This window comes from Castellaniella sp. (assembly GCF_034675845.1).
In the GTDB taxonomy this organism is placed as follows: Bacteria; Pseudomonadota; Gammaproteobacteria; order Burkholderiales; family Burkholderiaceae_B; genus Castellaniella.
The window spans coordinates 961841-986674 of record NZ_JAUCCU010000001.1 but is presented as its reverse complement, the minus strand read 5'-3'; the positions used below and the strand labels follow the sequence as shown (position 1 = coordinate 986674).

The 24834-nt window shown below is 60.6% G+C and carries 20 protein-coding genes and 1 pseudogene; 8 read left to right on the top strand and 13 right to left on the bottom strand.

Annotation, left to right across the window (positions count from 1 at the left end; genetic code table 11):
• Positions 1 to 55 precede the first annotated feature (55 nt).
• Positions 56 to 1360: a lysophospholipid transporter LplT gene (gene lplT / locus VDP81_RS04795; RefSeq protein ID WP_322996780.1), complete on the bottom strand. Its 1305-nt coding sequence runs from the start codon at positions 1358 to 1360 to the stop codon at positions 56 to 58.
• A gap of 197 nt (positions 1361 to 1557) precedes the next feature.
• On the opposite strand from lplT, the gene smc reads away from it, so the two are divergent.
• The 3 genes from smc to ligA are packed head-to-tail and all read left to right on the top strand — an operon-like array spanning position 1558 to position 8223.
• Positions 1558 to 5091 (top strand): chromosome segregation protein SMC, encoded by a 3534-nt coding sequence (smc, locus tag VDP81_RS04790; protein WP_322996781.1) that lies wholly within the window; start codon positions 1558 to 1560, stop codon positions 5089 to 5091.
• A 19-nt stretch (positions 5092 to 5110) separates the two neighbouring features.
• Positions 5111 to 6109 carry a cell division protein ZipA C-terminal FtsZ-binding domain-containing protein gene (locus VDP81_RS04785; RefSeq protein WP_323011694.1) on the top strand — a complete coding sequence of 333 codons (999 nt, stop codon included), beginning with the start codon at positions 5111 to 5113 and terminating at the stop codon, positions 6107 to 6109.
• The gene (gene ligA / locus VDP81_RS04780; protein WP_322996783.1) at positions 6106 to 8223 is read left to right on the top strand and encodes an NAD-dependent DNA ligase LigA; all 2118 of its coding nucleotides are present in this window, start codon (positions 6106 to 6108) and stop codon (positions 8221 to 8223) included. The genes VDP81_RS04785 and ligA overlap by 4 nt, the downstream gene beginning before the upstream one ends.
• Before the next feature lie 74 nt (positions 8224 to 8297).
• Here the strand turns inward: ligA and VDP81_RS04775 are convergent.
• The 4 genes and pseudogenes from VDP81_RS04775 to msrB form a co-directional block, all read right to left on the bottom strand.
• Positions 8298 to 9088: pseudogene (locus VDP81_RS04775) on the bottom strand (peptidylprolyl isomerase).
• Positions 9085 to 9390 carry a BolA family protein gene (locus VDP81_RS04770; protein WP_322996785.1) on the bottom strand — a complete coding sequence of 102 codons (306 nt, stop codon included), beginning with the start codon at positions 9388 to 9390 and terminating at the stop codon, positions 9085 to 9087. Before VDP81_RS04770 ends, VDP81_RS04775 begins: the two are co-directional and overlap by 4 nt.
• Positions 9387 to 9998 carry a septation protein A gene (locus VDP81_RS04765; RefSeq protein WP_322996786.1) on the bottom strand — a complete coding sequence of 204 codons (612 nt, stop codon included), beginning with the start codon at positions 9996 to 9998 and terminating at the stop codon, positions 9387 to 9389. Before VDP81_RS04765 ends, VDP81_RS04770 begins: the two co-directional genes overlap by 4 nt.
• Positions 9995 to 10390 carry a peptide-methionine (R)-S-oxide reductase MsrB gene (msrB, locus tag VDP81_RS04760; protein WP_322996787.1) on the bottom strand — a complete coding sequence of 132 codons (396 nt, stop codon included), beginning with the start codon at positions 10388 to 10390 and terminating at the stop codon, positions 9995 to 9997. The genes VDP81_RS04765 and msrB overlap by 4 nt, the downstream gene beginning before the upstream one ends.
• A 304-nt stretch (positions 10391 to 10694) precedes the next feature.
• On the opposite strand from msrB, the gene VDP81_RS04755 reads away from it, so the two are divergent.
• The 5 genes from VDP81_RS04755 to VDP81_RS04735 all read left to right on the top strand — a co-directional run bounded on the left by VDP81_RS04755 (position 10695) and on the right by VDP81_RS04735 (position 17258).
• Positions 10695 to 11864 (top strand): ABC transporter substrate-binding protein, encoded by a 1170-nt coding sequence (locus VDP81_RS04755; RefSeq protein WP_322996788.1) that lies wholly within the window; start codon positions 10695 to 10697, stop codon positions 11862 to 11864.
• A 46-nt stretch (positions 11865 to 11910) separates the two neighbouring features.
• Complete coding sequence (locus tag VDP81_RS04750; RefSeq protein WP_322996789.1) at positions 11911 to 12948, top strand: branched-chain amino acid ABC transporter permease; 1038 nt, start codon at positions 11911 to 11913, stop codon at positions 12946 to 12948.
• A gap of 3 nt (positions 12949 to 12951) precedes the next feature.
• Positions 12952 to 14817 carry a branched-chain amino acid ABC transporter ATP-binding protein/permease gene (locus VDP81_RS04745; RefSeq protein ID WP_323011693.1) on the top strand — a complete coding sequence of 622 codons (1866 nt, stop codon included), beginning with the start codon at positions 12952 to 12954 and terminating at the stop codon, positions 14815 to 14817.
• The gene (locus tag VDP81_RS04740) at positions 14814 to 15575 is read left to right on the top strand and encodes an ABC transporter ATP-binding protein (protein WP_323011692.1); all 762 of its coding nucleotides are present in this window, start codon (positions 14814 to 14816) and stop codon (positions 15573 to 15575) included. The genes VDP81_RS04745 and VDP81_RS04740 overlap by 4 nt, the downstream gene beginning before the upstream one ends.
• Positions 15576 to 16052: 477 nt before the next feature.
• A complete protein-coding gene (locus VDP81_RS04735) occupies positions 16053 to 17258 on the top strand; it encodes an ABC transporter substrate-binding protein (RefSeq protein WP_322996792.1) in 1206 nt (401 codons plus the stop codon).
• A gap of 120 nt (positions 17259 to 17378) precedes the next feature.
• Here VDP81_RS04735 and VDP81_RS04730 read toward each other — a convergent pair whose 3' ends face one another.
• The 8 genes from VDP81_RS04730 to VDP81_RS04695 form a co-directional block, all read right to left on the bottom strand.
• Positions 17379 to 18356 (bottom strand): branched-chain amino acid ABC transporter permease, encoded by a 978-nt coding sequence (locus VDP81_RS04730; RefSeq protein WP_323011691.1) that lies wholly within the window; start codon positions 18354 to 18356, stop codon positions 17379 to 17381.
• A complete protein-coding gene (locus tag VDP81_RS04725; RefSeq protein WP_322996794.1) occupies positions 18353 to 19240 on the bottom strand; it encodes a branched-chain amino acid ABC transporter permease in 888 nt (295 codons plus the stop codon). The genes VDP81_RS04730 and VDP81_RS04725 overlap by 4 nt, the downstream gene beginning before the upstream one ends.
• An 85-nt stretch (positions 19241 to 19325) precedes the next feature.
• A complete protein-coding gene (locus VDP81_RS04720; protein WP_323011690.1) occupies positions 19326 to 20537 on the bottom strand; it encodes an ABC transporter substrate-binding protein in 1212 nt (403 codons plus the stop codon).
• A 50-nt stretch (positions 20538 to 20587) separates the two neighbouring features.
• Positions 20588 to 21307: an ABC transporter ATP-binding protein gene (locus tag VDP81_RS04715; RefSeq protein WP_322996796.1), complete on the bottom strand. Its 720-nt coding sequence runs from the start codon at positions 21305 to 21307 to the stop codon at positions 20588 to 20590.
• Positions 21304 to 22086 (bottom strand): ABC transporter ATP-binding protein, encoded by a 783-nt coding sequence (locus VDP81_RS04710; RefSeq protein ID WP_322996797.1) that lies wholly within the window; start codon positions 22084 to 22086, stop codon positions 21304 to 21306. The genes VDP81_RS04715 and VDP81_RS04710 overlap by 4 nt, the downstream gene beginning before the upstream one ends.
• Positions 22087 to 22181: 95 nt before the next feature.
• Positions 22182 to 22817, bottom strand: a complete 636-nt coding sequence (gene nth / locus VDP81_RS04705) for an endonuclease III (RefSeq protein WP_322996798.1) — start codon at positions 22815 to 22817, stop codon at positions 22182 to 22184.
• A complete protein-coding gene (locus VDP81_RS04700) occupies positions 22814 to 23614 on the bottom strand; it encodes an RnfABCDGE type electron transport complex subunit B (RefSeq protein WP_323011689.1) in 801 nt (266 codons plus the stop codon). Before VDP81_RS04700 ends, nth begins: the two co-directional genes overlap by 4 nt.
• Positions 23505 to 24722 carry a polyhydroxyalkanoate depolymerase gene (locus tag VDP81_RS04695; RefSeq protein ID WP_322996800.1) on the bottom strand — a complete coding sequence of 406 codons (1218 nt, stop codon included), beginning with the start codon at positions 24720 to 24722 and terminating at the stop codon, positions 23505 to 23507. The genes VDP81_RS04700 and VDP81_RS04695 overlap by 110 nt, the downstream gene beginning before the upstream one ends.
• Positions 24723 to 24834: the final 112 nt, after the last annotated feature.

The following is a 24834-nucleotide window of genomic DNA, read 5'->3' as shown; positions in this document are numbered from 1 at the left end:
GAGGTGGGCCTGAGGAGGGCGGTTGTTTTTGTCCCGGATGCCCTGTCGGCGTGGATTAGTCCAGTGCGGTCCCGTGCCCGGTCTGGCCGATCTGTTTTTCCAGATCGGGATTGGCACGGTGGTTCAGGCGATTCCACTGGATGAAGACCAGCATCAGGCAGGCCACCAGGATGCCAAACAGGGCAATGATGATATTGATGGATAGGCCCAGCCATAACATCAGGCTATAGACGGCCAGCATCAGCAGGATATTCAGCTGTTCATTGAAGTTCTGCACGGCAATCGAATGCCCGGCCGACAGCAGCACGTGACCGCGATGCTGCAACATCGCATTCATGGGGACTACAAAGAATCCCGATAGGCCGCCGATCAGCAGCAGCAGGACATAGACCGTCCAGGGGGTATAGACCAGCGGCATCAGCAAAACCACCAACCCCATGGCCACCCCGATAGGCAGCACGGACAGCGCCTTGCGCAAGGGTACACGCCCGGCAATCATGGCACCGATCACGGTGCCAAAGGCCGCCACCCCCATCAGAATCGAAGCCTGGTCCAGGCGGTATCCCAGATGCTGGGCACCCCATTCGATCACGATGAATTGCAAGGTGGCCCCCGCCCCCCAGAACAAGGTTGTGACCGCCAATGAAATCTGACCCAGCTTGTCGCTCCAGAGGACGCGCACATAGCGGATGAAATTTCGGATCAGGGCGCTGGGACGGGTTTGCTGGCGCGGGTAATAGGCATGGGTGTCGGGGATCAGCAGATTGCAGATTGCAGCCGCTACATAGACCAGGCTGATCATCAGAATGGCGCACTGCGCCGTGTTGTTGGCCAGGGTGTTGACCCAGTCAAAGGACATCAGCCAGGTTGACACAGTCGGGCTGATCAAGACGCCACCCAGCACTGTGCCGACAATCACGGACAGCACGGTCAGGCCTTCGATCCAGCTATTGCCCTTGACCAGGAGTTCGGGCGGCAGCATTTCAGTGACGATGCCATATTTGGCCGGCGAGTAGGCGGCGGCGCCCACCCCCACAATGGTGTAAGCCACGAAAATCAGCACCAGTTGGTGCTCGTGGGTAAAGTTGAAAGCCCCATAGCTGAACATCAGCAGGCAGCCACAGGTTTTCAGCGCGTTGGTGGCGAACATGACCCGGCCTTTGGGGAAAGAATCCGCGAAGGCGCCCACGAATGCCGCCAGCACCACATAAGCCAGCGCAAACCACCATTTCATCATGGGGGCCATCCAGTCTGGGCCGCTGAGGTCGGCGATCAATCCGATGGCCGCAATCAGCAAGGCGTTATCTGCAACAGACGAGAGCGCCTGTGCCGCCATGACCATATAAAAGCCCTTGTTCAAGCGTCAACCCCAAGGTAATCGGTAGTAGATCGGCATTCCTGATGGGAGTGCGTGTCTGTGAAATGGATTTGCAGTATAGCGGTTAACGTGGGTTTTCATGGCAGCTTCATGGTGGCTGTGCCGGGGGTCTGCTTTTGGGGTGCGTTATCATATGCTGTTCGTTCCTGTCGATACGACCTTCAGCCTGCCAGATTCCCGTGCGCCTCACGCAGATCAAACTTGCCGGATTCAAATCCTTTGTAGATCCGACCGTGATCCCTACGCCCAGCGAATTAGTGGGCGTGGTGGGCCCTAACGGCTGCGGCAAATCCAACATCATTGACGCCGTACGCTGGGTCTTGGGCGAAACCAAAGCCTCTGAATTACGCGGTGCGTCGATGCAGGACGTGATCTTCAATGGCTCGGGCCAGCGTAAGCCCGCCGCCCGGGCTTCGGTCGAACTGGTCTTCGACAATAGCCAGGGCCGGGCTGCGGGCCAGTGGTCCACCTTTGCCGAGATTGCCGTGCGCCGGGTCCTGACCCGGGATGGCACCAGCAGCTATTTTGTCAACAACCAGGCGGTGCGCCGACGCGATATCCACGATATATTTCTGGGTACAGGCCTGGGAACGCGGGGCTATGCCATCATCGGTCAGGGCATGATCAATCGCCTGATCGAGGCCCGCCCCGAAGAACTGCGCGTTTATCTTGAAGAAGCCGCCGGGGTATCGCGCTATAAAGAACGCCGCCGGGAAACCGAAAACCGCCTGCAGGACACCCGGGAAAACCTGACTCGCCTGGACGATATCCTGCGCGAACTCACCCGCCAACTCGACAAGCTGCAGGTCCAGGCTCAGGTGGCAGCGGACTATCGCGCCCTGCAGTCCGAGGGTGAACTCAAGCAACAAGCCCTGTGGTTGCTGCGCGAACAAGCAGCCCGAGACAGCCGCCAGGCCCTGGCGCTGCAGGCAGAGCAGGCCCAGAGCCAGCTCGATGCCGCCGTCGCGCGGCTGCGGGCGCTGGAAGCAGGTCTGGAGTCCCAGCGCGAGGCGCATTTTGCCGCCGGCGAAGCCGTTCACCAGACCCAAGGCCGCCTGTTCGAGGCGGGTGCCCTGGTCAGCCGCCTCGAGGCCGAAATCCGCCATGTCGTGGATGCCCGCCACCGCCTGCAGGCGCGGCGCACCCAGTTGCAGTCCCAGATCCAGGAATGGGCGGATCAGCATGCCCATGGCACGACCGCCCTGGAGACCGCCCAGGATCAGCGCGACGAGGCCGAGGCCCGCGCCGAAATCCTGGCTGATCAGTCCCAGACTGCACAAGACGGCCTGCCCGGCCTGGACGCACAACTGCGTACCTTCAATCAGCAACGGGATGAATCGCGCCGTACCCTGGCCCGTACCGAGCAGGACCTGGCCTTGCTGGCACAGGCGCAGCGCGATGCGGACCATCAATGGCGCAGGCTGGCCGAACGTCTGGCGCGCCTGCAGCACGAGCGCCAGACGCTGGGGGCGCCAGATCCCACTGAATTGCAGCGTTGGGTCGGCGAGTGTAAGGTCACCGAGTCGCGCCTGGCTGAGGCACAGGCGCATGTACTGGCGCTTGAAGCCAGCCAGTCGGTGCTGGAGGCCGATCTGACCCAGACCCAACAGGCCAGCCAGGACGCCCGCCAGCACCTGGATCGTCTGGATGCCCGGCGTCAGGCTTTGCTGGCATTACAGGAAAAAATTCAATCCGACGATGCCTTGCAGCCCTGGTTGCAGCATCAGGGCTTGCAGGAACTCGGGCGTCTATGGCAGCAACTGCAGGTAGAGCCTGCTTGGGCCACGGCGCTGGAGTCCATTTTGCACGAACGCATGAATGCCCTGGGGCTGCGGACGCTGGATCATGTGCGTGCATTTGCCCAGGACAGCCCGCCGACGCGGCTGGCCTTTTATCAACTGCCAGACGCCCAGGCTGCGGCCCTGCCTGCACCTGCAGGGGCTGTACGTCTCCTGGATCAGGTTCAGGCGCGGGATTCTGCCCTGACGCCTCTGCTGTCAGTCTGGCTGCAGGGCGTGTTTATTTGCGATGACCTGGCGCAGGCCCTGGCCCGGCGTGCCGAGCTTCCTCCCGGGGGGCGCTGGGTGCTGCCCGCCGGGCACCAGGTCGATCTGTGCAGCGTGCGGTTCTATGCCGCAGATTCCGAACAGGCCGGGCTGCTGGCCCGCCAGCAGCAGATCGATGACTTGGCCAGAGCAGTCCGGGCCGCCCAACTGGTGGCTGACCAGGCCTTGGATGCCCAGGCCCAGGCGCAGGCCCGCCGCAGGGCGCTGGATCAGGCCCTGCAGCCTGCGCGGGTGCAGATTGCCGAACGCATGCAGGCGCAGCACGAGGCACAGCTGCAGCAGCATCGCTTGACGCAGCAACTGGCCCAGACCGACGAGCAAGCCCAACGTCTGGCATTGGACATGGACGAGACGCAGACCCAAATGCAGCTTTTGGCGGGGCAGCGCGAAGAGGCCGAGGCTCGCTTCGAGTCCCTGGATGCCGTGCTGGCTGAGCAGCAGGAAAACCATGCGGTTTTGGATCAGCAGATCGAGGCGCTGGCGCAGCAGGCCGAACAGGCCCGTCAACAGGGCCGTGAACGCGAACGTGCCGCCCAGGAGGCAGAGTATGCGGTGCGCACCCTGCATCACCGTCTGGATGAGTTGCGGCGCAATCTGCAGCTGGCCGCTGATCAGGGGCGTCGTGCTCAGGCCGAACTGGATACCTTGCAAGGCGAACTCTTCGAACTGGATGAGTCGGTCGCCCAGGCGGGCTTGCAAGATGCCCTGGAGACCCGTGCCGAGGCCGAAGAAACTCTGCGCGAGGCGCGCATTCAGCAGGACAACGCGGCAGCGGCCCTGCGTCAGGCCGACGAGGGGCGGCTGACCCTGGAGCATGAATTGGACCCGCTGCGCGCCCGGATCACCGAATTGCAGCTTAAAGAACAGGCAGCGCGGCTGGCCATCGAACAATACGCCGAGCAACTGGATGCCCAGCAGGTGGATAGGGCAGCCTTGCAGCGGCAACTGGCCGAACAGTCTCCCCAATGGCAGCAACTGGATTGGTTGCAGTCCGAGGTGCAGCGCGTATCACGGCGGGTCGATGCCTTGGGTGCGGTGAACCTGGCTGCACTAGAGGAACTCCAGGTCGCCCAGGAACGCAAAGGCTTTCTGGATAGTCAATACCAGGATTTATTGTCCGCCATTGAAACCTTGGAAAATGCCATTCGCAAGATCGACCGCGAGACTCGCGAATTGCTGGTACAGACTTTCGATACGGTCAATGAGCATTTTGGCCAGTTGTTTCCGCAGTTGTTTGGCGGTGGGGAAGCCCGCCTGAGCATGACGGGCGATGAAATCCTGGATGCCGGGGTCCAGGTGATGGCGCAGCCGCCCGGTAAACGCAACAGCACCATCCATTTACTGTCGGGGGGCGAAAAAGCCCTGACGGCCACGGCTTTGGTGTTTGCCCTGTTCAAACTGAATCCAGCCCCCTTTTGCCTGTTGGACGAAGTCGATGCTCCGTTGGACGATGCCAATACCGAGCGCTATGCCAATTTAGTCCGTGGCATGAGCAGTCAAACTCAGTTTCTCTTTATTTCACATAATAAAATCGCCATGCAGATGGCCCGTCAACTGGTGGGTGTCACCATGCAGGAACAAGGGGTATCGCGTATCGTGGCGGTAGATATGGATTCTGCCTTGCAGTGGGCTGCTGCGGCAGGCTAGGCACGCAACCGAGGTTCACATGAGCGAATTGCAGATTTTGCTGATTTCGATAGGGGCGGCACTGATCGTCCTGGTACTGCTGTATAACGGCTGGCAGGAATGGCGTGCGCGCCGCAGTATGCGGCCCACCCTGTCCGATGCCGGCCAGGATGTGCTGTTGCAAAATACCGTGCAACGGCGCGAACCTGGCCTGTGGGATGGCGAGCCTGCTCCAGTCCCGCCACTGGATGACACAGCGGATATTGATGCGGCCTGCGAGGCCGTGATTGATATTGCGCTGGCGCATCCCGTGCCGGGCGCTGCATTGGCGGAAGCCTTGCAAGATGTGGCCCAGGTCGGCAAGAAACCTGTGCGCGTGTTTGCCCAGTGCGAGGGCGGGGGCTATGGTGCTCAGGTGCAGCCCGATGAGTCCTATGTGTCGGTGCAGCTGGCGGTGGTCATGGCCAACCGCAGTGGGCCCCTGACGGCGATCGAATGGTCCAAGCTCTGGAACCAGGCCCAGAATCTGGCGGAACGCTTCGAGGGCCAGATCGAGGCGCCCGAACAATCTGTCGTCCTCAGCCAAGCGGCGGATCTGGACGCCCGCTGTGCTGCCATGGATGCGCAGGTCGGTTTGATTTTGCAGCTGGCCTCGCCGCGCTCGGTGGCCGCCATCACCCAGGCGGCAGCCGAGGTCGGTTTTGTCCAGACCAGCAAGGGCTGGGCCTGGATGGCTGAAAATGGTTTGCCTCGTTTTGTCCTGCTGCTGGGTGCTGCAGCCCGGGAAGACACGCATCGGGTGGATCTCTTGCTGGATGTACCCAATAGCATCCCGGATGATCAGGCCTTCAGCCGCATGGTGGCGGTGGGCCGGGATCTGGCCGGACGCTTGGACGCCCACGTGCTGGATGATCAGGGGCGGACGTTCCAGGACAGCTCAGCGCCACCCATCGACCGGCAGATCAGTGCCTTGTATGATCAGCTGGATAAATCCGGCTTTCTGGCAGGCACTGAGCGCACGGCCCGGATATTTTCGTGAACGATACGGCTTTACATCAGCAGTTGCTGGGCTTGCGCGAGCAGATTCGGGCGCATAACCACCGCTATTATGTGCTGGACGATCCGTCTGTCTCGGATGCGGAATATGACGGCCTGATGCAGCAGTTGCAGGCCATCGAGCAAGCCCACCCGGACTGGATCACACAGGATTCTCCCAGCCAGCGGGTGGGGGCGGCACCTGTCGGGCACTTTGCGCCGGTGCATCATGCGGTGCGGATGCTGTCTCTGGGCAATGCTTTCCAGGACCAGGATATCTATGCCTTCGACCAGCGGGTGCAGTCCATCCTGATCGAATCCGGCCTGCTGGCCCGGCAGCCGACAGGCGAATCGGACAGTCCCCAGCCCGATTTGTTTGCGCCTGGGTCAGCACAGCCTGCCGGGGTGGATTATCTGGCCGAATACAAATTCGATGGCTTGGCCGTCAGTCTGCGCTATCAACATGGTCAACTGGTCCAGGCCGCCACGCGAGGCGATGGCACCGAAGGCGAGGACATCACCGCGAATATCCGTACTTTGCGTTCTGTGCCGTTGCGCTTGCATGGGGATGCTCAGGCGCCTGAAATCCTGGAAGTCCGGGGCGAGGTGCTGATGGCGCGTGCAGATTTTGCGCACCTGAATCAACAGCAGCTCGTCCGTGGCGAAAAACCCTTTGTCAATCCGCGCAATGCGGCCGCAGGCAGTCTGCGCCAGTTGGACCCGCGCGTTACAGCCAGCCGACCTTTGCGCTTTTATGCCTATGGCTGGGGCCAGATTCAAGATGGCACAGGCCAGAACATGCTGCCGCATGCCACCCATGCCGCCATGCTGGACTGGCTGGCAGGCTTTGGGTTTGCCGTCAGTCCGGGGCGTCAGGCCTGCCGGGGGGCGGCGGCCTTGCTGGATTTTTACCAGACGGTCGGGGCGCTTCGGCCCACACTGCCCTTCGATATCGATGGGGTGGTTTATAAGGTCGACAGTCTGCAGGCTCAGGATCTCCTGGGTTTTGTGGCGCGCGCCCCGCGTTTTGCCATTGCCCATAAGTTCCCCGCCCAGGAAGAAACCACCCGCTTGCTGGGGATCGATGTGCAGGTGGGCCGCACCGGCGCGCTCACGCCCGTGGCGCGGCTGCAGCCGGTGTTTGTCGGTGGGGTGACCGTCACGAATGCGACCTTGCACAACGAGGACGAAATCCGCCGCAAGGACATCCGCATCGGCGACACCGTGGTCGTGCGGCGCGCGGGCGATGTGATCCCTGAAATCGTGGCGCCGGTGCTGCAGCATCGTCCCGCCGATGCGCAAGTCTTCGATTTGCTGGCGGTCTGCCCTGTCTGTCCGGAGTGCGGCTCGGCGGTCGAGCGCCCGGAGGGCGAGATCATCACGCGCTGCACGGGCGGCTTGTTCTGTCCTGCTCAACGCAAACAAACCCTGTGGCATGCCGCCAGCCGCAAGGCGCTGGACATTGATGGTCTGGGTGACAAGCTCATTGAACAACTGGTCGATGGCGGGCGGGTGCACACGCTGGCCGATCTCTATAGCCTGACCGAACTGGAACTTTCCACATATCCACGCATGGGGCGTAAATCAGCCGCCAATCTGGTGCAGGCCATTGCCGCCAGCCGCCAGCCGCCTTTATCGCGGTTGCTGTATGCCTTGGGCATCCGCCATGTGGGGGATACCACGGCGCGTGATCTGGCGCGCCACTTCGGCACCTTGTCGGCGGTGATGGATGCGTCCGAGGACGCCCTGCTGCAGGTACCTGAGGTCGGCCCTGTCGTCGCTGCTTCCATCCGGCGTTTTTTTGCCGAAGCGCATAACCGCGAAGTCGTGACCGCCTTGCAGGAGGCTGGGGTTCAGCCCCAGACTGAAGCCCCTCCGCAGGGTCTCAAGGCCCTGGCAGGCAAGACTTTGGTGCTGACCGGTACCTTGCCCACCCTGAGTCGTGACGAGGCAACCCGTCGGGTGCTGGCTGCCGGGGGCAAGGTCAGCGGCTCTGTCTCGCGCAAAACCGCCTGGGTGGTGGCCGGCAGCGATGCCGGCAGCAAACTCACCAAAGCCCAGGAGCTGGGCGTCGCGATCCTGGATGAGGCGGGCTTGCTGAAATTGTTGGACGCATAAAAAGGCTAGGCCAAAGCAGCGGGGCGGTCTTTCTTGAAAAGACCGCCCCGCTGTACCGCCAGACCAAAAGCGAATTATTTAGCGTCGCTGTTATCCACGATCTTGGCGTCTGCCATCAGTTTCTTTTGATAGGTGGACAGTTCTTGCTGGCGCATCATTTCTTCCAGCTGGGGCTTGGCCTCGTCGAATGAGGGGAAGGCCACCGGACGTTCGTCCTCGACTTGGATCACGTGCCAGCCAAACTGGGTTTGCACCGGATCCGTGCTGAGTTGGCCTTTCTTCATGCTTTCGACGGCCTGGGCGAACTCAGGCACGTAGTTGGTGGTGGGGCCCCAGCCAAGTTCCCCGCCATTTTGGCCGCTGCCGGTATCGATGGAGTCTTTCTTGGCCGCTGCCTCGAAGGTGGTTTTCTTCGCTTTGATGGCTTTGATCAAGGCCTTGGCTTCGTCTTCGGTCTTGACCAGAATGTGCCGCAGCTTGAATTCCTTGCGGTTGGCTTGCTCGGCCTTGATGGTGTCGTATTCTTTTTTCAGGTCAGCTTCGGTGACTGGATTGTCTTTCAGGTATTTGGCCATCAGGGCACGCACCAGAATGCTTTGCGTGGCGAGTTCGGCTTCTTGTTTGACGGCAGGGTCTTTTTGCAGGCTTTTTCAGCGGCCTGGACGGCGACCAGACGGTTGATCATTTCTTGTTTGACCTGGCTGCGCAACTGGGGGGAATCCTGGGCACCCTGGGTGACGAGCAGGCTGATGAACTGATCGAATTTTTCTTGGGTGATTCCTTGGCCATTGACAGTGGCAATATCCTTGGCGTAGACCGGTAGGGCAAGAGAGGCTGCCAGGGCAACAACAGCAAAACGTTTCATGAAAGTCCTTCGGAGGGGGGAGTGCTGGCCTCGATGGCCAATGCGTGAACAGGATAAGGCATCAGATCGCGCACGCAATCATACACAAGACGATGGCGTGCGAGAGTAGAGTGCCCATGAAATTGATTGGACACGATTTGCAGCCGAAAGTGCCGTGCGCCGCCTTCGGCGCCGGCATGACCGATATGCAAGTGCGATTCGTCGATCAGATTCAGGGTGCTGGGCGACAGAACCTGCAGGCGCTGCAGTAATTGGTCGCGTAATAAAACCGCAGCAGACGGTAAGTCGGCAGGGGTGCTCATGAGGGGTCCGTGGGCTTGGCCGGAAGATGTTCGGGGGCAGTGTCGGGCTGGGCTTGCATATGCCGGCCCAGCCATAGGGACTGCACGATGACGAACACCACCAGCAGCGCCGTCAGGCCGAAGACCTTGAAGTCCACCCATTGGGATTCGGTGAAACGCCCGGAAAACGCCACATACAGGTTAAGCATGCCGGAAAATATGAAGAACCCGGCCCAGCTGTCGTTCAGGCGGGCCCAGGCGTGGTCGGGCAGGGCGATTTTTTCCCCCATCAGGCGGCGCATCAGATTGCGTCCGGCAAATAGGCGCGTACCCAGCAAGATCACCCCGAACAGCCAGTACAGCACCGTGGGTTTCCATTTGATGAAAGTATCGTCGTGCAGCAGGATTGTGGCCCCGCCGAACACCGTGATAATGGAGACATTGATCCAGTGGGTGGCCTCGATTTTTCGGCGGGTCAGGGCCAGCCAGAGAATTTGCAAGACAGAGGCAACAATGGCGATGCCGGTGGCCACATAAATGGCAGCGTCCTTGCCCACATAGCTGTCGCCTAGCTTATAGGCCAGAAAAAACAGGATCAGCGGGAAAAGGTCGAAGAGAAATTTTTTCATTCGGCCGGGATGAATTTAAGAGAAAGAGAGTTGATGCAATAGCGCAAACCGGTCGGCGCGGGGCCATCCGGAAACACGTGCCCCAAGTGGGCATCGCAGGTGGCGCAAAGGGTTTCGATGCGCACCATGCCGTGGCTGTCGTCGCGTTCTTCGCGGATGCTGTCGGGGCGGATGGGCTGAAAATAGCTGGGCCAGCCGCAGCCTGCATCGAACTTGGTGTCGGAGACGAACAGCGGGGTGCCGCAGCAGACACAAACATAGGTGCCAGCTTGTGTGCTGTCCCAGTAGCGGCCGGTAAAGGGGCGTTCAGTGTGCTTCAGGCGGGTGACGTTGAATTCGTCGGGGGAGAGCTGAGCACGCCATTGAGCGTCGGTGCGGGTGATCTTGTTCACGGAAAACAGGCAGTAACAGATAGATGTCTGAACAGACAAAGCTTTATCTTATACGAGATTGCGCAGCGAGTGCGGGCGGGGTCATTGCTGGTTGCATTTCATACCGGATTTTCGGGCCAGTCCGCTGTTTTTGTGGATTACCTAAGAAATTAGCAGCAGATTGCGTGTGGCTGGGATAATATGACCCCCATTTATGATTCATGCTGGGAAGTAGCTGATTTATAAATATGGATTGCGTAGCGGCACATGGTGCGCTGCGGTTGATGCTGGCTATTCATGCCCCAAATACTACACGGAGACAAGCATGCGTTTAGCAACTTCATTTCGATTGACCCTGGGTGCTGCTGCCCTGTTGGCGGCCTTGCCGCTGGCCGTTTCGGCACAGATCAAGGTGGGCGTGACGGTCTCGGCCACAGGCCCGGCCGCCTCGCTGGGTATCCCAGAGCGCGATACCGTGGCTTTACTGCCCACTGAAATCGGCGGTCAGGCAGTGGAATACATCATTCTCGATGATGCGACCGACACCACACAGGCAGTCAAGAACATCCGTAAATTCACGGCGGACGACCACGTGGATGTGGTGCTGGGCACGTCGATTACCCCGGCTTCGCTGGCGATGTCGGACGTAGCCGCCGAGACCGGTACGCCGATGGTCAGTGTGGCGGCCAATGCCAAACTGGTCGAGCCCGTCGATGGGCCGCGCAAATGGGTCTTCAAGACCCCGCAAAACGATGCTTTGATGGCCAGCGCCCTGGCCGATGCCATGGTCAAGCAAAACGTCAAGACGCTGGGTTTCATTGGTTTCAGCGATGCTTATGGCGAGGGCTGGCTGCAGGAAATGAAGGCAGCGGCCGAAGCCAAGGGCATCAAGCTTGTGGCAACCGAGCGCTTTGCCCGTCCGGACACCAGCGTGACCGGCCAGACGCTCAAGCTCTTGGCGGCGAAGCCCGATGGCATTCTGATCGCCGCTTCCGGCACGCCGGTGGCCCTGCCGCAGCGCGAACTCATCGAGCGTGGCTACAAAGGTCAGATCTACCAGACCCACGGGGCTGCCAATAATGATGTGCTGCGGGTCTGCGGCCAGGCCTGCGAAGGCATGATTCTGCCGGCTGGCCCCCTGTTGGTGGCTGCACAACTGCCCGACAGCAATCCGGTCAAAGACAGCGCCTTGGTCTACGTCAAGGCCTACGAAGGTAAATACGGCCCAGGGACAACCAATACCTTTGGCGGTCATATGTGGGATGCGGGCCAACTGATCGCCGATGCGATTCCTCGCGCTTTGAAGACCGGTGCAAAGCCTGGTACGCCCGAGTTCCGCGCGGCCCTGCGCGATGCGCTGGAACAGGTCAATGAATTGGCTGTCTCCCAGGGTATCTTCACCATGAGCCCGACCGATCACGCTGGCTTGGACAAGCGCGCCCGGGTGATGGTCAAGGTCGTGGATGGTAAATGGACCTATCAGCCGGATCTCTGATGATGTTTCACACTGAACGACTGCTGCATAAGCCCGGGAGGCGCTGGTGGATCTGACGATTGCGCTGATCCTCCTGCAGGATGGCTTGCTGAATGGGGCCATTTATGGCCTGTTGGGGCTGGCCCTGGTGCTGGTGTTTGTGGTGACCCGGGTGATTTTTATCCCCCAGGGCGAGTTCGTCACCTTTGGCGCCCTGACGTTGGCCTTTCTGGCCAATGGCCGGGTGCCGGGGACAGCCTACCTGCTGGTTGGCATGGGTGTGCTGGTTTGTCTGGTCCAGGCCGTGTCGGCCTGGCGCACCCGGCATTGGCAGGGCTATGGGCGCATGCTGTTGTGGGCTTTGGTGTTGCCGCTGTGTTTGCTGGCCCTGGCACCGTGGGTAGCGGGTAAAGACGTCTCGTTGCTGCTGCAGGTGCTGTTCTCCCTGGCTTTGGTGGTGCCCATGGGCCCCATGGTGTATCGCCTGGTCTATCAGCCAGTCGAGCAGGCCAGTGTGCTGGTATTGCTGATTATTTCCGTGGCGGTGCATTTTGCCCTGACCGGCCTGGGCTTGCTGTTTTTCGGGGCCGAAGGCTGGCGCACGCCTGCCCTGGTCGAGGGCAGCGTCCAGTTGGGGCCAGTCACCTGGACGGCACAGACTTTCGCGGTGCTGGGCCTGTATGCGGTATTGATCGTCGGTCTGTGGCTGTTTTTTGGCCGTACCTTGTATGGTCGGGCCTTGCGGGCCACCGCCGTCAACCGTCGAGGGGCCAGGCTGGTGGGCATCAGCACCCGCGTGGCGGGCAGCCTGACTTTCACGCTGGCGGCCGCCATCGGGGCCCTGTCGGGCATGCTGATTGCCGCCATTACCACGATTTACTACGACACCGGATTCCTGATCGGGCTAAAAGGCTTTGTAGCTGCGATTTTTGGTGGCTTGGTCAGTTATCCCGTCACCGCCATCGGTGCCTTGTTCGTGGGTATCCTTGAGGCCTTTTCGTCGTTCTGGGCCAGCCCATTCAAGGAAGCCATTGTCTTTACCCTGATCATTCCTGTCCTGCTGTGGCGTTCCTTCGGCAGTGTGCATCTCGACGAGGAGGACTAGCCGATGCGCAGCCGTTTGATTGCAGGCGCAGCCCTGCTGGTGTTGGCTTTTTTGCCTTGGATTCCCGGAATACCGGCTTTCTGGATTACCCAGATGAACTACATCGGCCTGTACAGCCTGGTGGTGCTGGGGCTGGTGCTATTGACAGGGGTCGGGGGCCTGACCTCGTTTGGACAGTCCGCCTTTGTGGGGCTGGGGGCGTACTCCACGGCTTGGCTGACCACGGCGGTGGGCGTCTCGCCCTGGCTGGGGCTGTTGGCGGGTTTGTTGCTGACGTGCCTGGTGGCCTATGGTCTGGGCCTGATCACGTTGCGTTTGTCAGGTCATTATCTGCCCTTATGCACCCTGGCGTGGTGTCTGGCGCTGTACTACCTGTACGGCAACCTGGATTTTCTCGGACGCTACGACGGCATTGCCGGGATTCCGCCCATCAGCCTGGGCGACTGGTCGCTGGGGGCCAGCGAATCCATGTATGTCTTGATCTGGTTGGCTTTGTTGCTGGCTCTGTGGGCCACGCATAATTTGCTGGATTCCCGTTCAGGGCGGGCCATCCGGGCCTTGCGCAGCGGTGCCATGGCCGAATCCTTCGGGGTGGACCTGGCGCACTATAAAGTCGTCATTTTTGTCTATGCTGCCCTGTTGGGCAGCGTATCAGGCTGGTTGTATGCCCACATGCAGCGGGCCGTCAGTCCTAGCCCTTTTGGGCTTGGATATGGTATCGAATACCTGTTCATGGCCGTGGTGGGCGGCGCGGGCAGCGTCTGGGGGGCTGTTGTTGGGGCCGCCACGATTTTGCTGGTCAAGGACCAGTTGCAGAATGTCTTGCCCAAGCTGGTGGGTACAGGCATCAATCTCGATTTGCTGGTCTTTGGTGTGCTGATGATCCTGGTGCTGCAGTTTGCTCGCGATGGCCTGTGGCCGTGGCTGGCGCGGCTGGGTCACTGGCTGGGGGGCGGGCCGGACACGCAGGCGCAAAAAGCCGTGCGCAATGCAGCGCCTGCCGCCGATTTACCCCGGCGCGCCTTGCCTGCCGCCGGTTCACTGGTGCTCGAGGTCGATCAGGTTCGCAAAGAATTCGGCGGCCTGGTGGCCGTCAACGACATCAGCTTCAGCTTGCGTGCCGGTGAAATCATGGGCTTGATCGGTCCCAATGGGGCCGGCAAGAGCACGACCTTCAATTTGATCAGCGGTGTGCTGGCACTGAGCGCGGGGCAGGTTCGGTTCATGGGCGAACGCATCGATGGCCAGTCGGCGCATGAGATCGCCCGTCGTGGCCTGGTGCGCAGCTTCCAGCACGTGCAGTTGTTGCCCGATATGACGGTACTGGACAACGTGGCCCTGGGGGCGCATCTGCGCAGTCAGGCCGGGGTGATGTCAGCGGCCTTGCGGCTGGATCGCGCCAGCGAGGCGTCGTTGATGCAAGAAGCCGCCCGCCAACTGCAGCGCGTCGGGCTGGGGGATGTGATGGATCGGCCGGCAGGCAGTCTGCCGTTGGGTCGTCAGCGCATCGTCGAGATTGCGCGGGCCTTGTGTGGCGATCCAATTCTGCTGTTGCTGGATGAGCCCGCCGCCGGCTTGCGTTTCCAGGAAAAACAGGCCTTGGCGACGGTGCTGGATCAACTGCGTCAAGAAGGCATGAGCCTGCTGCTGGTGGAGCACGACATGGATTTTGTGATGAAGCTCACGGATCATTTGCTGGTCATGGACTTCGGGACACGTCTGGCCGAGGGGATTCCGGCCGATATCCGCCATGACCCCGCTGTACTGGAGGCCTATTTGGGCGGCGTGGACGAGGACTGGGATGTCTCGGCTGCTGCGCAGACGCCTCCGCCTGCCGACTCGGCGATCCAGCAAAAGGCCCATTCATGAATAACACGACGGATGCCGTCCTGACGGTCAAGGGCCTGTCGGCCCAGTACGGCAAGGTGGCCGCGCTGGATCCGATTGATCTGGTGGTGGGACGCGGACAGATTGTCACGGTGATCGGCGCGAATGGGGCCGGAAAATCGACTTTGCTCAATGCCTTGATGGGGGCTTTGCCGCAGCGCGGCCATAGTCAGGGGCAGGTGTTGTTCCAGGGGCAGGCGATCCAGGATTGGGATATCGAGCGCCGGGTGGGCCTGGGACTCAGCCTGGTGCCAGAAAAGCGCGAACTCTTTGCCAGCATGTCGGTGCACGATAATTTATTGCTGGGGGGCTTCCGGTTGTACCGCGCCGGCGAGCATGGCTGGCAGGACACGCTGGATCAGGTATTTGATCTGTTTCCCCGGCTTCAAGAACGCGCCCAGCAAGCGGCGGGGACTTTGTCCGGCGGCGAACGTCAGATGCTGGCTGTGGGACGGGCCTTGATGGCGCGGCCCTCTTTGTTGATGCTGGATGAACCCAGCCTGGGCCTGGCGCCCCGGGTGGTGCGCGAAATATTCCAGACGATTTCCCACTTGCGCAGTACCGGGGTGTCGATTCTGCTGGTCGAGCAAAATGCCCGCGCCGCTTTGCACGTTGCGGATGCTGGTTATGTTCTGGAAACTGGCTCTTTGGTGCTGCAGGGCGATGCTGCCTCGCTGTCTGGTCATCCCCGAATCATCGAAAGTTATCTGGGACTCGCCGGGACACAAAACAGTCCTTGAGGACTGTTTTGCGCCAGGCGAGTCGGAGCGCCCTGCAAGGCGCGAGGTGGGGAGACCGGGACACAAAACAGTCCTTGAGGACTGTTTTGCGCCAGGCGAGTCGGAGCGCCCTGCAGGCCAGCTCTGCCTTCGTTCGAGACCTCATCGGGGTGGCCAGGTGCCTGGCCACCCCGATTGCCGCAAAGATAGGCGCCTGGCCACCCTGATTGCCGAAGGGGCGATATGGTCGGCCCGGAGGTTTGCTCGAACTCAAGGGCTGGATCGGCGGCCAAAAGAGCGACACGATTATCGATGGTGTGAGCCTCGCACTGCCGACTCACCTTACGTCACATTGACATGTCTGTCTGCATGGCGATAACCTCGACAGGGAAGCTTCGGATGGTTGTCTGAGGACATCGCGCCCCTGTGGTTCATGAGGCAGTGCCAACTTGGATGGGGTCCGAGGTCCACCATATAACGACATCGGAGACAACACCCATGAAGACGAAGAAGCTATTGCTGTGGATGGCGCTGGCGGCGGCGATTCCATCGTGGGCTGGTGCTGCGGGCACCGAGCCACTGCGTATTGGGATCTTGAATGACCAATCCGGTCTGTATTCTGATTTTGGCGGCGCAACGTCCGTCACAGCGGCGCAGATGGCGGTCAAGGATTTTGGCGGCGAGGTCCTGGGGCGCAAAATCGAGGTTGTCTCCGCTGATCACCAGAACAAGACCGATATTGCGACGTCGGTCGCGCGTAAGTGGTTCGATGTCGATCATGTCGAGATGATTGGGGATTTGACCAATTCCGCCGTGGCGCTGGCCGTGCAGGGCCTGGCCCAGGAAAAAGGCAAGATCACGATTGCTTCCGGGCCGTTTTCTGCCGCTTTGACCGGCAAGGCCTGCTCGCCGACGGGTTTTCATTGGGCGTTCGACACTTATGCCTCGTCGGTCGGTACCGCAACTGGCTTGGTCCAGGAAGGTGCCAAGAGCTGGTTTATTCTGGGGGCGGATTATGCCTATGGCAAGCAATTGGCAGCTGACCTGACCAAGGTCGTGGAGAAAAACGGCGGCCAGATCGTGGGCGAGGTCTTCCATCCGGTGGGGACGTCGGATTTTGCGTCCTTCCTGCTGCAGGCTCAGTCCTCCAAGGCGCAGGCAGTGGCTTTGGCCAATGCCGGGGCCGATACCAGCAACAGCATCAAGCAAGCGGCTGAGTTCGGCCTGACCCAAGGAGGCCAGAAGCTGGTCGCTCTGGGCATCGTCATCAGCGATGTGCATGCGCTGGGGCTGGAAAAGGCCCAGGGGCTGGTGGCGACCACGCCGTTTTACTGGAACCGCGATGATGCCAGCCGGAAATTCTCTGCTCGCTTCATGGAGCAAACCGGCCGCCAGCCCGGTATGGTGCAGGCCAGTGTGTATTCATCGACCTTGCACTACCTGAAGGCTGTGAAGGCGGCGGGCAGTACGGATGGCAAGGTCGTGGCCGAAAAAATGCGCGAACTTCCCGTGCATGATTTCTTTGCTGAAAACGGGGTGGTACGTAAGGACGGTTGGATGGCGCACGATATGTATCTGGTGCAGGTCAAGACCCCTGCCGAATCCAAGGGCCCTTGGGATTACTACAATATCCTGCGCACCTTGCCGGCTGATCTCGTGTCTATCCCTTTGGCCGACAGCACTTGTCCGCTGGTCAAAGGCTGATCACGGCTGTTTTTCAACTTGCCTGACTAGCGAAGCATGCGTTTCAGGCTAAAAGTTCGGCCTTGGCACCCTGGGAAACCAGGGCAGCCAAGGCCGAATCAATGCAATAGCTGCCAATTATCAGGTTTTTGCCTTGCGCAGTTGGTGACGATGCAGCCATTCGCCGATGATGCCTCGGCGGAAGGTCAGTACGCAGATGACAAAGATCAGGCCGATGACGATGGTCACGGATTCGCCCAGCACCCGGAACCAGACGATCCCGGTTTCCTGCATCAGAAATCGACCGATGTCACCGACCTTGTTTTCCAGTGCCACCACGATAATGGCCCCCAGTACCGGCCCGGTCAGGGTGCCCATGCCGCCGATCAGGGTCATCAGGATGACCATGCCGGACATCTGCCAGGTGGCGTCAGACAGCGTGGCCGAGACGAAGACCACGGATTTTGTGGCACCCGCCAGGCCGGATAAAGCGGCCGACAGCACAAAGGCCAGGAGTTTGAAGCGATCGACGTGGTAGCCCAGGGAGACCATGCGGGCCTCGTTTTCGCGGATGGCCTTCAGGGCCTGACCAAAGGGTGAATGCACTGTGCGCCAGATCAGGGCATAGCCCAGGACGAAAATCGCCATCACCACATAATACAGATTGATGTCCTGACTGAGATCCAGGCCCAGGATGCTGCCACGTGGAATGCCTTGCAGGCCGTCTTCGCCGCCCGTGAAGGGCGCCTGCAGAAAGTAGAAGAACAGCATTTGCGCCAGCGCCAGCGTGATCATGGCGAAATAAATGCCGCTGCGCCGGATGGACAGCAGGCCGAACACCAGCCCCAGCAAGGCGGCGCTGAACGTGCCGAATAACAGACCGCTGGCCGTGGGCCAGCCCCAGATGCTCAGGGCCTGGCCGCAGGCATAGCCTGCCAGCCCCAGAAACGCCGCATGACCAAAGGACAGCAGCCCGGTGTAGCCCAGCAGCAGATTGAAGGCACAGGCAAACAGGGCATAGCACATGACCTTCATGATGAAGATCGGATAGGCTCCGATGGCAGGCAGCGCCGCAATGACGAGAATGGCGATCAGGTAGCCGATAAGTTGACGATTCATGATTCTTTCCCGAACAGCCCTGCCGGGCGCAGCAGCAAGACAATCACCATGATGATGAAGACCACGGTGCTGGAGGCCTCAGGCCAGAAGACCTTGGTGAAGCCCTCGATGATGCCCAATCCAAGGCCGGTGACGATAGACCCCAGGATGGAGCCCATGCCGCCGATGACGACCACGGCGAACACGACGATGATGAGGTTGGAGCCCATGAGCGGCGAGACTTGCAGAATGGGGGCGGCCAGCACGCCGGCAAAGGCGGCCAGGCCCACGCCCAAGCCAAAGGTGAGCGAGATCATCAAGGGAACATTGACGCCGAAAGCCTCGACGAGTTTTGCGTTTTCAGTGCCGGCCCGCAGCAAGGCCCCCAAGTGGGTTTTTTCAATCAGGAACCAAGTGGACAGGCAGGCCAGAATGGAGGCAATCACGACCCAGCCGCGATAGATGGGCAGGTACATAAAGCCCAGATTTACCCCGCCCTGCAACAAGGCAGGCGTGGAGTAGGGCTGGCCGGATACGCCGTAGATGCTGCGAAACAGGCCTTCGATGATCAGGGCCAGACCAAAGGTGAGCAGCAGGCCATAGAGTGGATCGAGTTTGTACAAGTGGCGCAGCAGCAGGCGCTCCAGGATGATGCCGAACAGCCCCACCACGATGGGCGAGAGCACCAGCATCACCCAGTAATTGAGACCCAGGTATTGCAGCCCCAGCCAGGCCACAAAAGCACCCAGCATGTATAGGGCGCCGTGGGTGAAGTTGATGATGTTGAGCAGGCCAAAGATAATGGCCAGCCCTAGGGACAGCACGGCATAAAACGAGCCATTGACCAAGCCCAGCAACAGCTGGCCCAGCAAAGCCTGGATAGGTACACCAAAGAGTTCAATCATAGGGCTGCAACAAAGGCGGGTGACCGGAGTACACGATGGGATGGCCTTGCCGCAGGTGCAGGGCCATCCGGTTCAGGTGTGGCAATCAGCCCTTGAGCAAGGGGCAGGTAGAGGTGGATTCTGCCCCGTAGACGGCTTCTGCAGGCAGATCGCGCACGATGTTGTAGTAGTCCCAGGGTGCTTTGGATTGATCTGGGCGTTTGACTTGAGCCAGGTACATATCGTGCATGAACAGGCCGTCTTTGCGGACATAGCCGTCCTTGACGAACATATCGTTGATTTTGTTCGATTTCAGGTATTTCATGATGGTGTCGCCATCATCCGATCCGGTGGCTTTGACGGCTTTCAGGTAGTTCAGCGCGGCGGAGTAATCGGCGGCCTGGACGAATGACGGGGCGCGGTCCAGCTTGTCGAAGAAACGCTTGGCCCAGGTGCGGGAAGCATCGGACTGATCCCAGTACCAGGGCGTGGTCAGGTACAGGCCGGCGGTGTTGTCCAGCCCCAGGGCATGGATATCGTTAATGAACACCAGCAGCCCGGCAAGTTTCATGGTTTCGGTGATGCCGAATTCCTTGGCGGCCTTGACCGAATTGATGAAGTCCCCCCCGGCGTTGGCCAGGCCCAGGACTTGGGCGCCGGAGGACTGAGCCTGCAGCAGGAACGAAGAAAAATCGGTGGTGGACAAGGGGGCGCGGACCTGGCCCACGACCGTACCGCCGTTGGCCTTGACGACCTTAGCGGTGTCTTGTTCCAGCGAATGGCCAAACGCATAGTCGGCCGTCAGGAAGAACCAGGATTTGCCGCCTTCGTTCACCACGGCCGAGCCCGTGCCATTGGCCAGAGCGGTCGTGTTGTAGGCGTAGTGGATGGTATAGGGGGTGCATTTATCGTTGGTCAGCAGAGAAGACCCCGGACCAATGGCGATAAAGGGTTTTTTCTTTTCGGCGGCGACGCCGGCCATGGCCAGTGCGGTGGCCGAATTGGTGCCGCCTATCAGCATGTCCATGTTTTCGGTATCGAACCAGTCGCGGGCCCGGGCCGAGGCGATATCCGGCTTGTTCTGGTGGTCGGCGGCCAGGAATTCGATTTTCTTGCCGTCGATCTCGCCACCCATGTCGGCGATGGCCATGCGGATGGCATCGGCCCCGCCACTGCCATCCACGTCGGCATAGACCCCGGACATATCGGTGATGAAACCGATGCGGATGACATCGTTGGATATCCCGGCAGCCTGGGCGGATAGGCTCAGACCCAGGCCGACCGCAGCGAGTGCGGCTGATAGGGTACGCAATTTCATGGGAAGTCTCCTGAAGTAGTCGGCGATGCCGGCGGATGAGGTAAAGAACGTCAGACGCCCAGCAGGCTGTCGAGCGTGTGTTTTTTTTCTGAGAGCTGGGCAGCGGGGAATTCTTCGATGATCTGGCCGTGTTCCATGATGTAGAAGTGATCGGCCAGCGGGGCGGCGAAACGGAAGTTCTGTTCGACCATGACGATGGTGTAGCCCTTGGCCTTCAAGGTGGTGATCATGCGGGCCAGGGCCTGGACAATGACGGGGGCCAGGCCCTCGGAGATCTCGTCGAGCAGCAGCAGGTTGGCGCCGGTGCGCAGAATGCGGGCCACGGCCAGCATTTGTTGTTCACCCCCGGACAGGCGGGTGCCGGGGGAGTGGCGGCGTTCCAGCAGATTGGGAAACATATCGTAGATTTCAGCCAGCGACATGCCGCCGCCCAGCGTATTGCCTACAGTGGGTGGCAGCAGCAGGTTTTCTTCGCACGATAAAGAGGCAAAGATGCCGCGTTCTTCGGGGCAGTAGCCGATGCCCAGGTGGGCAATACGGTAAGTGGGCATGTGGATGGATTCGGTGCCCTGGATACGGATGGAGCCAGTGCGCCGGCTGGTCAGGCCCAGCAGTGCGCGCAGCGTTGTGGTGCGTCCCGCGCCATTGCGGCCCAACAAGGTGACGACCTGACCAGGTTCAACGCGCATATTGACGCCGTGCAGGACATGGGATTCGCCGTACCAGGCTTGCAGGTCGGAGATTTCCAGGGCGGGGGTGCTGCTGTTCATGCTTGGGCTCCTTCGAGTTCCCCTTGGGTGGTGCCCATGTAGGCTTCCATCACGGCTGGATTGTTGGACACAGCCGCATAATCGCCTTCGGCCAGGACGGCCCCTCGGGCCAGTACCGTGATGCGGTCGGCAATCGAGGAAACGACCTTCATATTGTGCTCGACCATCAGGATGGTGCGTCCGACGCTGACCTGTTTGATGAGCTGGGTGACGCGGTCCACGTCTTCGTGGCCCATGCCTTGGGTGGGTTCGTCCAGCAGCATCAGGCTGGGTTCCATGGCCAGGGTGGTGGCGATTTCCAGGGCGCGTTTGCGGCCATAGGGCAGATTCACGGTGATTTCGTCGGCAAAGCCACCCAGGCCGACTTCGTCGAGCAGCGCCTGCGCCCGCTGGTTCAGGGGAGCGAGGCTGCGTTCGCTGCGCCAGAAGTGAAAGGACAGGCCGGTGTTGCGCTGCAAGGCGATACGCACGTTATCTAGCACGGACAGCTGAGGAAATACGGCGGAGATCTGGAAAGATCGGATGATGCCTTTGCGGGCGATGTCGGCGGGCTGATCGTGGGTGATCTCCTGGCCGTCGAAATAGATCTGGCCCTGGGTGGGTTTGATGAATTTGGTGAGGAGATTGAAGCAGGTGGTCTTGCCTGCGCCGTTGGGACCGATCAGAGCGTGAATATGGCCGCGCTGCACCTGAAGATTGACTGCATCGACCGCGACGAACCCCAGAAAAGTCTTGGTGAGGTTGCGGGTTTCGAGGATGATGGATTGATCTGTGCCCATGATGCCCTGATGTGTCGAAACTTTTTGTCATGCCCGTGTGGCGAAGTGCTTTAAGTATGAGATAACAGTTTGCGGATCGCCATTGGGGTTTTACATCAGAGGGGCGTTTTGTCCGGGTAGTCGCACAGATCGGCAATGGGGCATTGCGGGCACTTGGGCTTGCGGGCCACGCAGACGTAGCGGCCATGCAGAATCAGCCAATGATGGGCATCCAGCAGATAGGCCTTGGGCACACGCCGCAGCAGGGCCTGCTCTACGGCCAGCACGGTCTTGCCCGGGGCGATGCCGGTGCGGTTGGAGACCCGGAATATATGCGTGTCCACTGCCATGGTGGGCTGACGAAAGGCGGTGTTCAAGACCACATTGGCGGTTTTTCGGCCCACGCCAGGCAGGGCTTCCAGGGCTTCGCGCTGGTCAGGCACCTGGCCAGCGTGGTGTTGCAGCAGCAGTTCGCAGGTGCGGATGATGTTGCGTGCCTTGGTCTTGTACAGGCCGATGGTGCGGATGGCCTCGGTCAGCCCTGTTTCGCCCAGGGCCAGCAGGCCTTCGGGGGTTCCGTGTTTGGGGAAGAATCGCTGGGTGGCCAGGTTGACGGATCGGTCGGTGGCCTGAGCCGACAGGATGACGGCAATCAGCAACTGGAAGGTGCTGTCGTATTCCAGTTCGGTTTCCGGGTGGGGGTTGGCTGCTTGCCAGCGGCGAAAGCATTCTTCGATGGCGGTGCGCTTCATGGGCGTCGGGCGCGTGCCCGAGCCAGAGCCTGGGCAATGCGGTCTTGTTTGTCGTGGTCGGATGTGGGCGCGGCCAGGGTGGGTTTGTTGGCCAGGGTGCGGGCGGCTGGGCTATCGGCTTCGGCGTGACGAGCTTGCAGGCGTTCGTTGCGGGCCATATAACGCACGCGGGCGGTATCTGCGTCCTGTATCGTCCAGTCGCGTCCGGCGGGCACCATGCTGATGCAGTCGACCGGGCAGGGGGCGACACAGCGCTCGCAGCCTGTGCAGTCGTCCTCGATCACGGTATGCATGCTTTGGTTGGCCCCTAGAATGGCATCCACCGGGCATGCCTGGATGCAGAGGGTGCAGCCGATGCAGTGTTCCTCGTCGATCAGGGCAACGCGAAACGGCTGGTGGGTGCCACAGTCGGGGTCCAACGGCAGGATGGGACGACCCAGGGCCTGGGCCAGGGTAGCAATGGTCTGCGGGCCGCCCGGTGGGCAGCGGTTGATTTCAGCCTGGCCGTCGGCCATGGCCTGCGCATAGGGACGGCAGCCGTCGAAGCCGCACTGGCCGCATTGAGTCTGGGGCAGCAGGGCGTCAAGCGTATCGATCAGGGAAGACATGGCACGGCCAGTGTAAAAGAGTGCCGCGCAATGCGCATGCCCTGCCGTTTGGGGCAGGGCAGTACGAGAAGGGCTGGATTTATGGGTGAGCGCGGATGAAAGCGGAGATTTTAGGATAGATCCGCGAACGCCACCGGCGGCCGGAGAAAATCCCGTAATGGCCGCACTCGGCGGCGGTGTAGGCTTCACGCATGGAGTCTGGCAGGTTTTTGCACAAATCCTGGGCGGCATGCGTCTGGCCGGAACCGGAGATATCGTCGAGTTCGCCTTCGATGGTCAGCAAGGCGGTGTGGCGAATGGCGGTCGGGTCGACCAGGTCGCCATCAATGATCCAAGTGCCCTGGGGTAGGCGGAAGTCCTGGAATACGGTGCGAATGGTGTCCAGATAGAACTGCGCTGGCATGTCCAGAACGGCGTTGTATTCGTCGTAGAAACGGCGATGGGCCTCAGCGTCGTTATCGTCGCCGCGCAGCAGGTGCAGGTAGAAATCGTAGTGTGATTTCAGGTGGCGATCCGGATTCATGGCGACAAAGCCGGTGTGCTGCAGAAACCCGGGATAGACCTGGCGGCCTATGCCCGGGTAGCGGGCGGGAACACGGTGGATGAGGTTGTCCTCGAACCAGGAGTAGGATTTTGTGGTGGCCAGCCGATTGACCTGGGTGGGGGATTTGCTGGCGTCGATCGGGCCGCCCATCATGGTCATGGTGCGCGGCTGGCAGGGGTCGTTGTGGCTGGCCAGCAGCGATACGGCAGCGAGTACCGGCACTGTGGGCTGGCAGACGGAAATGACGTGGGTATCCGGTCCCAGGTGGCGCAGGAAAGTCTGGACATAGTGAACGTAGTCGTCCAAGCCAAAGGTGCCTTCGCTGGCCGGCACCATGCGGGCGTCGATCCAGTCGGTGACGTAGACATCGTGGTTGGGCAGCAGGGTACGGACCGTGTCGCGCAACAGTGTCGCATGGTGGCCCGATAGGGGGGCCACCAGCAAAATACAGGGGTCCTGATTTTGTGTGTCACGGCGGAAATGCACCAGGCGACAGAAGGGCTGCGCCAGGACGGTTTCTTCGGTGACGGCGACTTCTTGTTTGTCGATTGTTGTGGTGTGCAGGTTCCAGGCGGGTTTTTCGTATTCTTTGCCCATGCGGTGGGCCAGTTCGTAGGTGGCGGCGAATTGACGCGACAGCGGGGTATACGCTAGGGGGCTGTAGGGATTGGAGAACAGCTGTGAGCCAGTTTCGGTAAAGGCAGTCAGAGGCGCAAGAATAGTGCGCTGGAGTTCATGAAGGTCATACAGCATAGTGGTGCGTTCCGGTGGTCTGCAGCGGCGCAGATCGTGCGCCAAGGTATATTGCGTGCAGATATAAAGTACCGGTAAACATGACGATGCGCTAGCGGGATTACCCGATGTG

Coding starts and splice junctions, on each gene's coding strand:
- VDP81_RS04730 (WP_323011691.1), bottom strand. CDS start 18,356: ATGAATCGTCAACTTATCGGCTACCTGATCGCCATTCTCGTCATTGCG.
- VDP81_RS04715 (WP_322996796.1), bottom strand. CDS start 21,307: ATGAACAGCAGCACCCCCGCCCTGGAAATCTCCGACCTGCAAGCCTGG.
- VDP81_RS04745 (WP_323011693.1), top strand. CDS start 12,952: ATGCGCAGCCGTTTGATTGCAGGCGCAGCCCTGCTGGTGTTGGCTTTT.
- VDP81_RS04785 (WP_323011694.1), top strand. CDS start 5,111: ATGAGCGAATTGCAGATTTTGCTGATTTCGATAGGGGCGGCACTGATC.
- nth (WP_322996798.1), bottom strand. CDS start 22,817: ATGAAGCGCACCGCCATCGAAGAATGCTTTCGCCGCTGGCAAGCAGCC.
- VDP81_RS04765 (WP_322996786.1), bottom strand. CDS start 9,998: ATGAAAAAATTTCTCTTCGACCTTTTCCCGCTGATCCTGTTTTTTCTG.
- VDP81_RS04770 (WP_322996785.1), bottom strand. CDS start 9,390: ATGAGCACCCCTGCCGACTTACCGTCTGCTGCGGTTTTATTACGCGAC.
- VDP81_RS04710 (WP_322996797.1), bottom strand. CDS start 22,086: ATGGGCACAGATCAATCCATCATCCTCGAAACCCGCAACCTCACCAAG.
- VDP81_RS04725 (WP_322996794.1), bottom strand. CDS start 19,240: ATGATTGAACTCTTTGGTGTACCTATCCAGGCTTTGCTGGGCCAGCTG.
- VDP81_RS04755 (WP_322996788.1), top strand. CDS start 10,695: ATGCGTTTAGCAACTTCATTTCGATTGACCCTGGGTGCTGCTGCCCTG.
- VDP81_RS04740 (WP_323011692.1), top strand. CDS start 14,814: ATGAATAACACGACGGATGCCGTCCTGACGGTCAAGGGCCTGTCGGCC.
- VDP81_RS04735 (WP_322996792.1), top strand. CDS start 16,053: ATGAAGACGAAGAAGCTATTGCTGTGGATGGCGCTGGCGGCGGCGATT.
- VDP81_RS04720 (WP_323011690.1), bottom strand. CDS start 20,537: ATGAAATTGCGTACCCTATCAGCCGCACTCGCTGCGGTCGGCCTGGGT.
- VDP81_RS04695 (WP_322996800.1), bottom strand. CDS start 24,722: ATGCTGTATGACCTTCATGAACTCCAGCGCACTATTCTTGCGCCTCTG.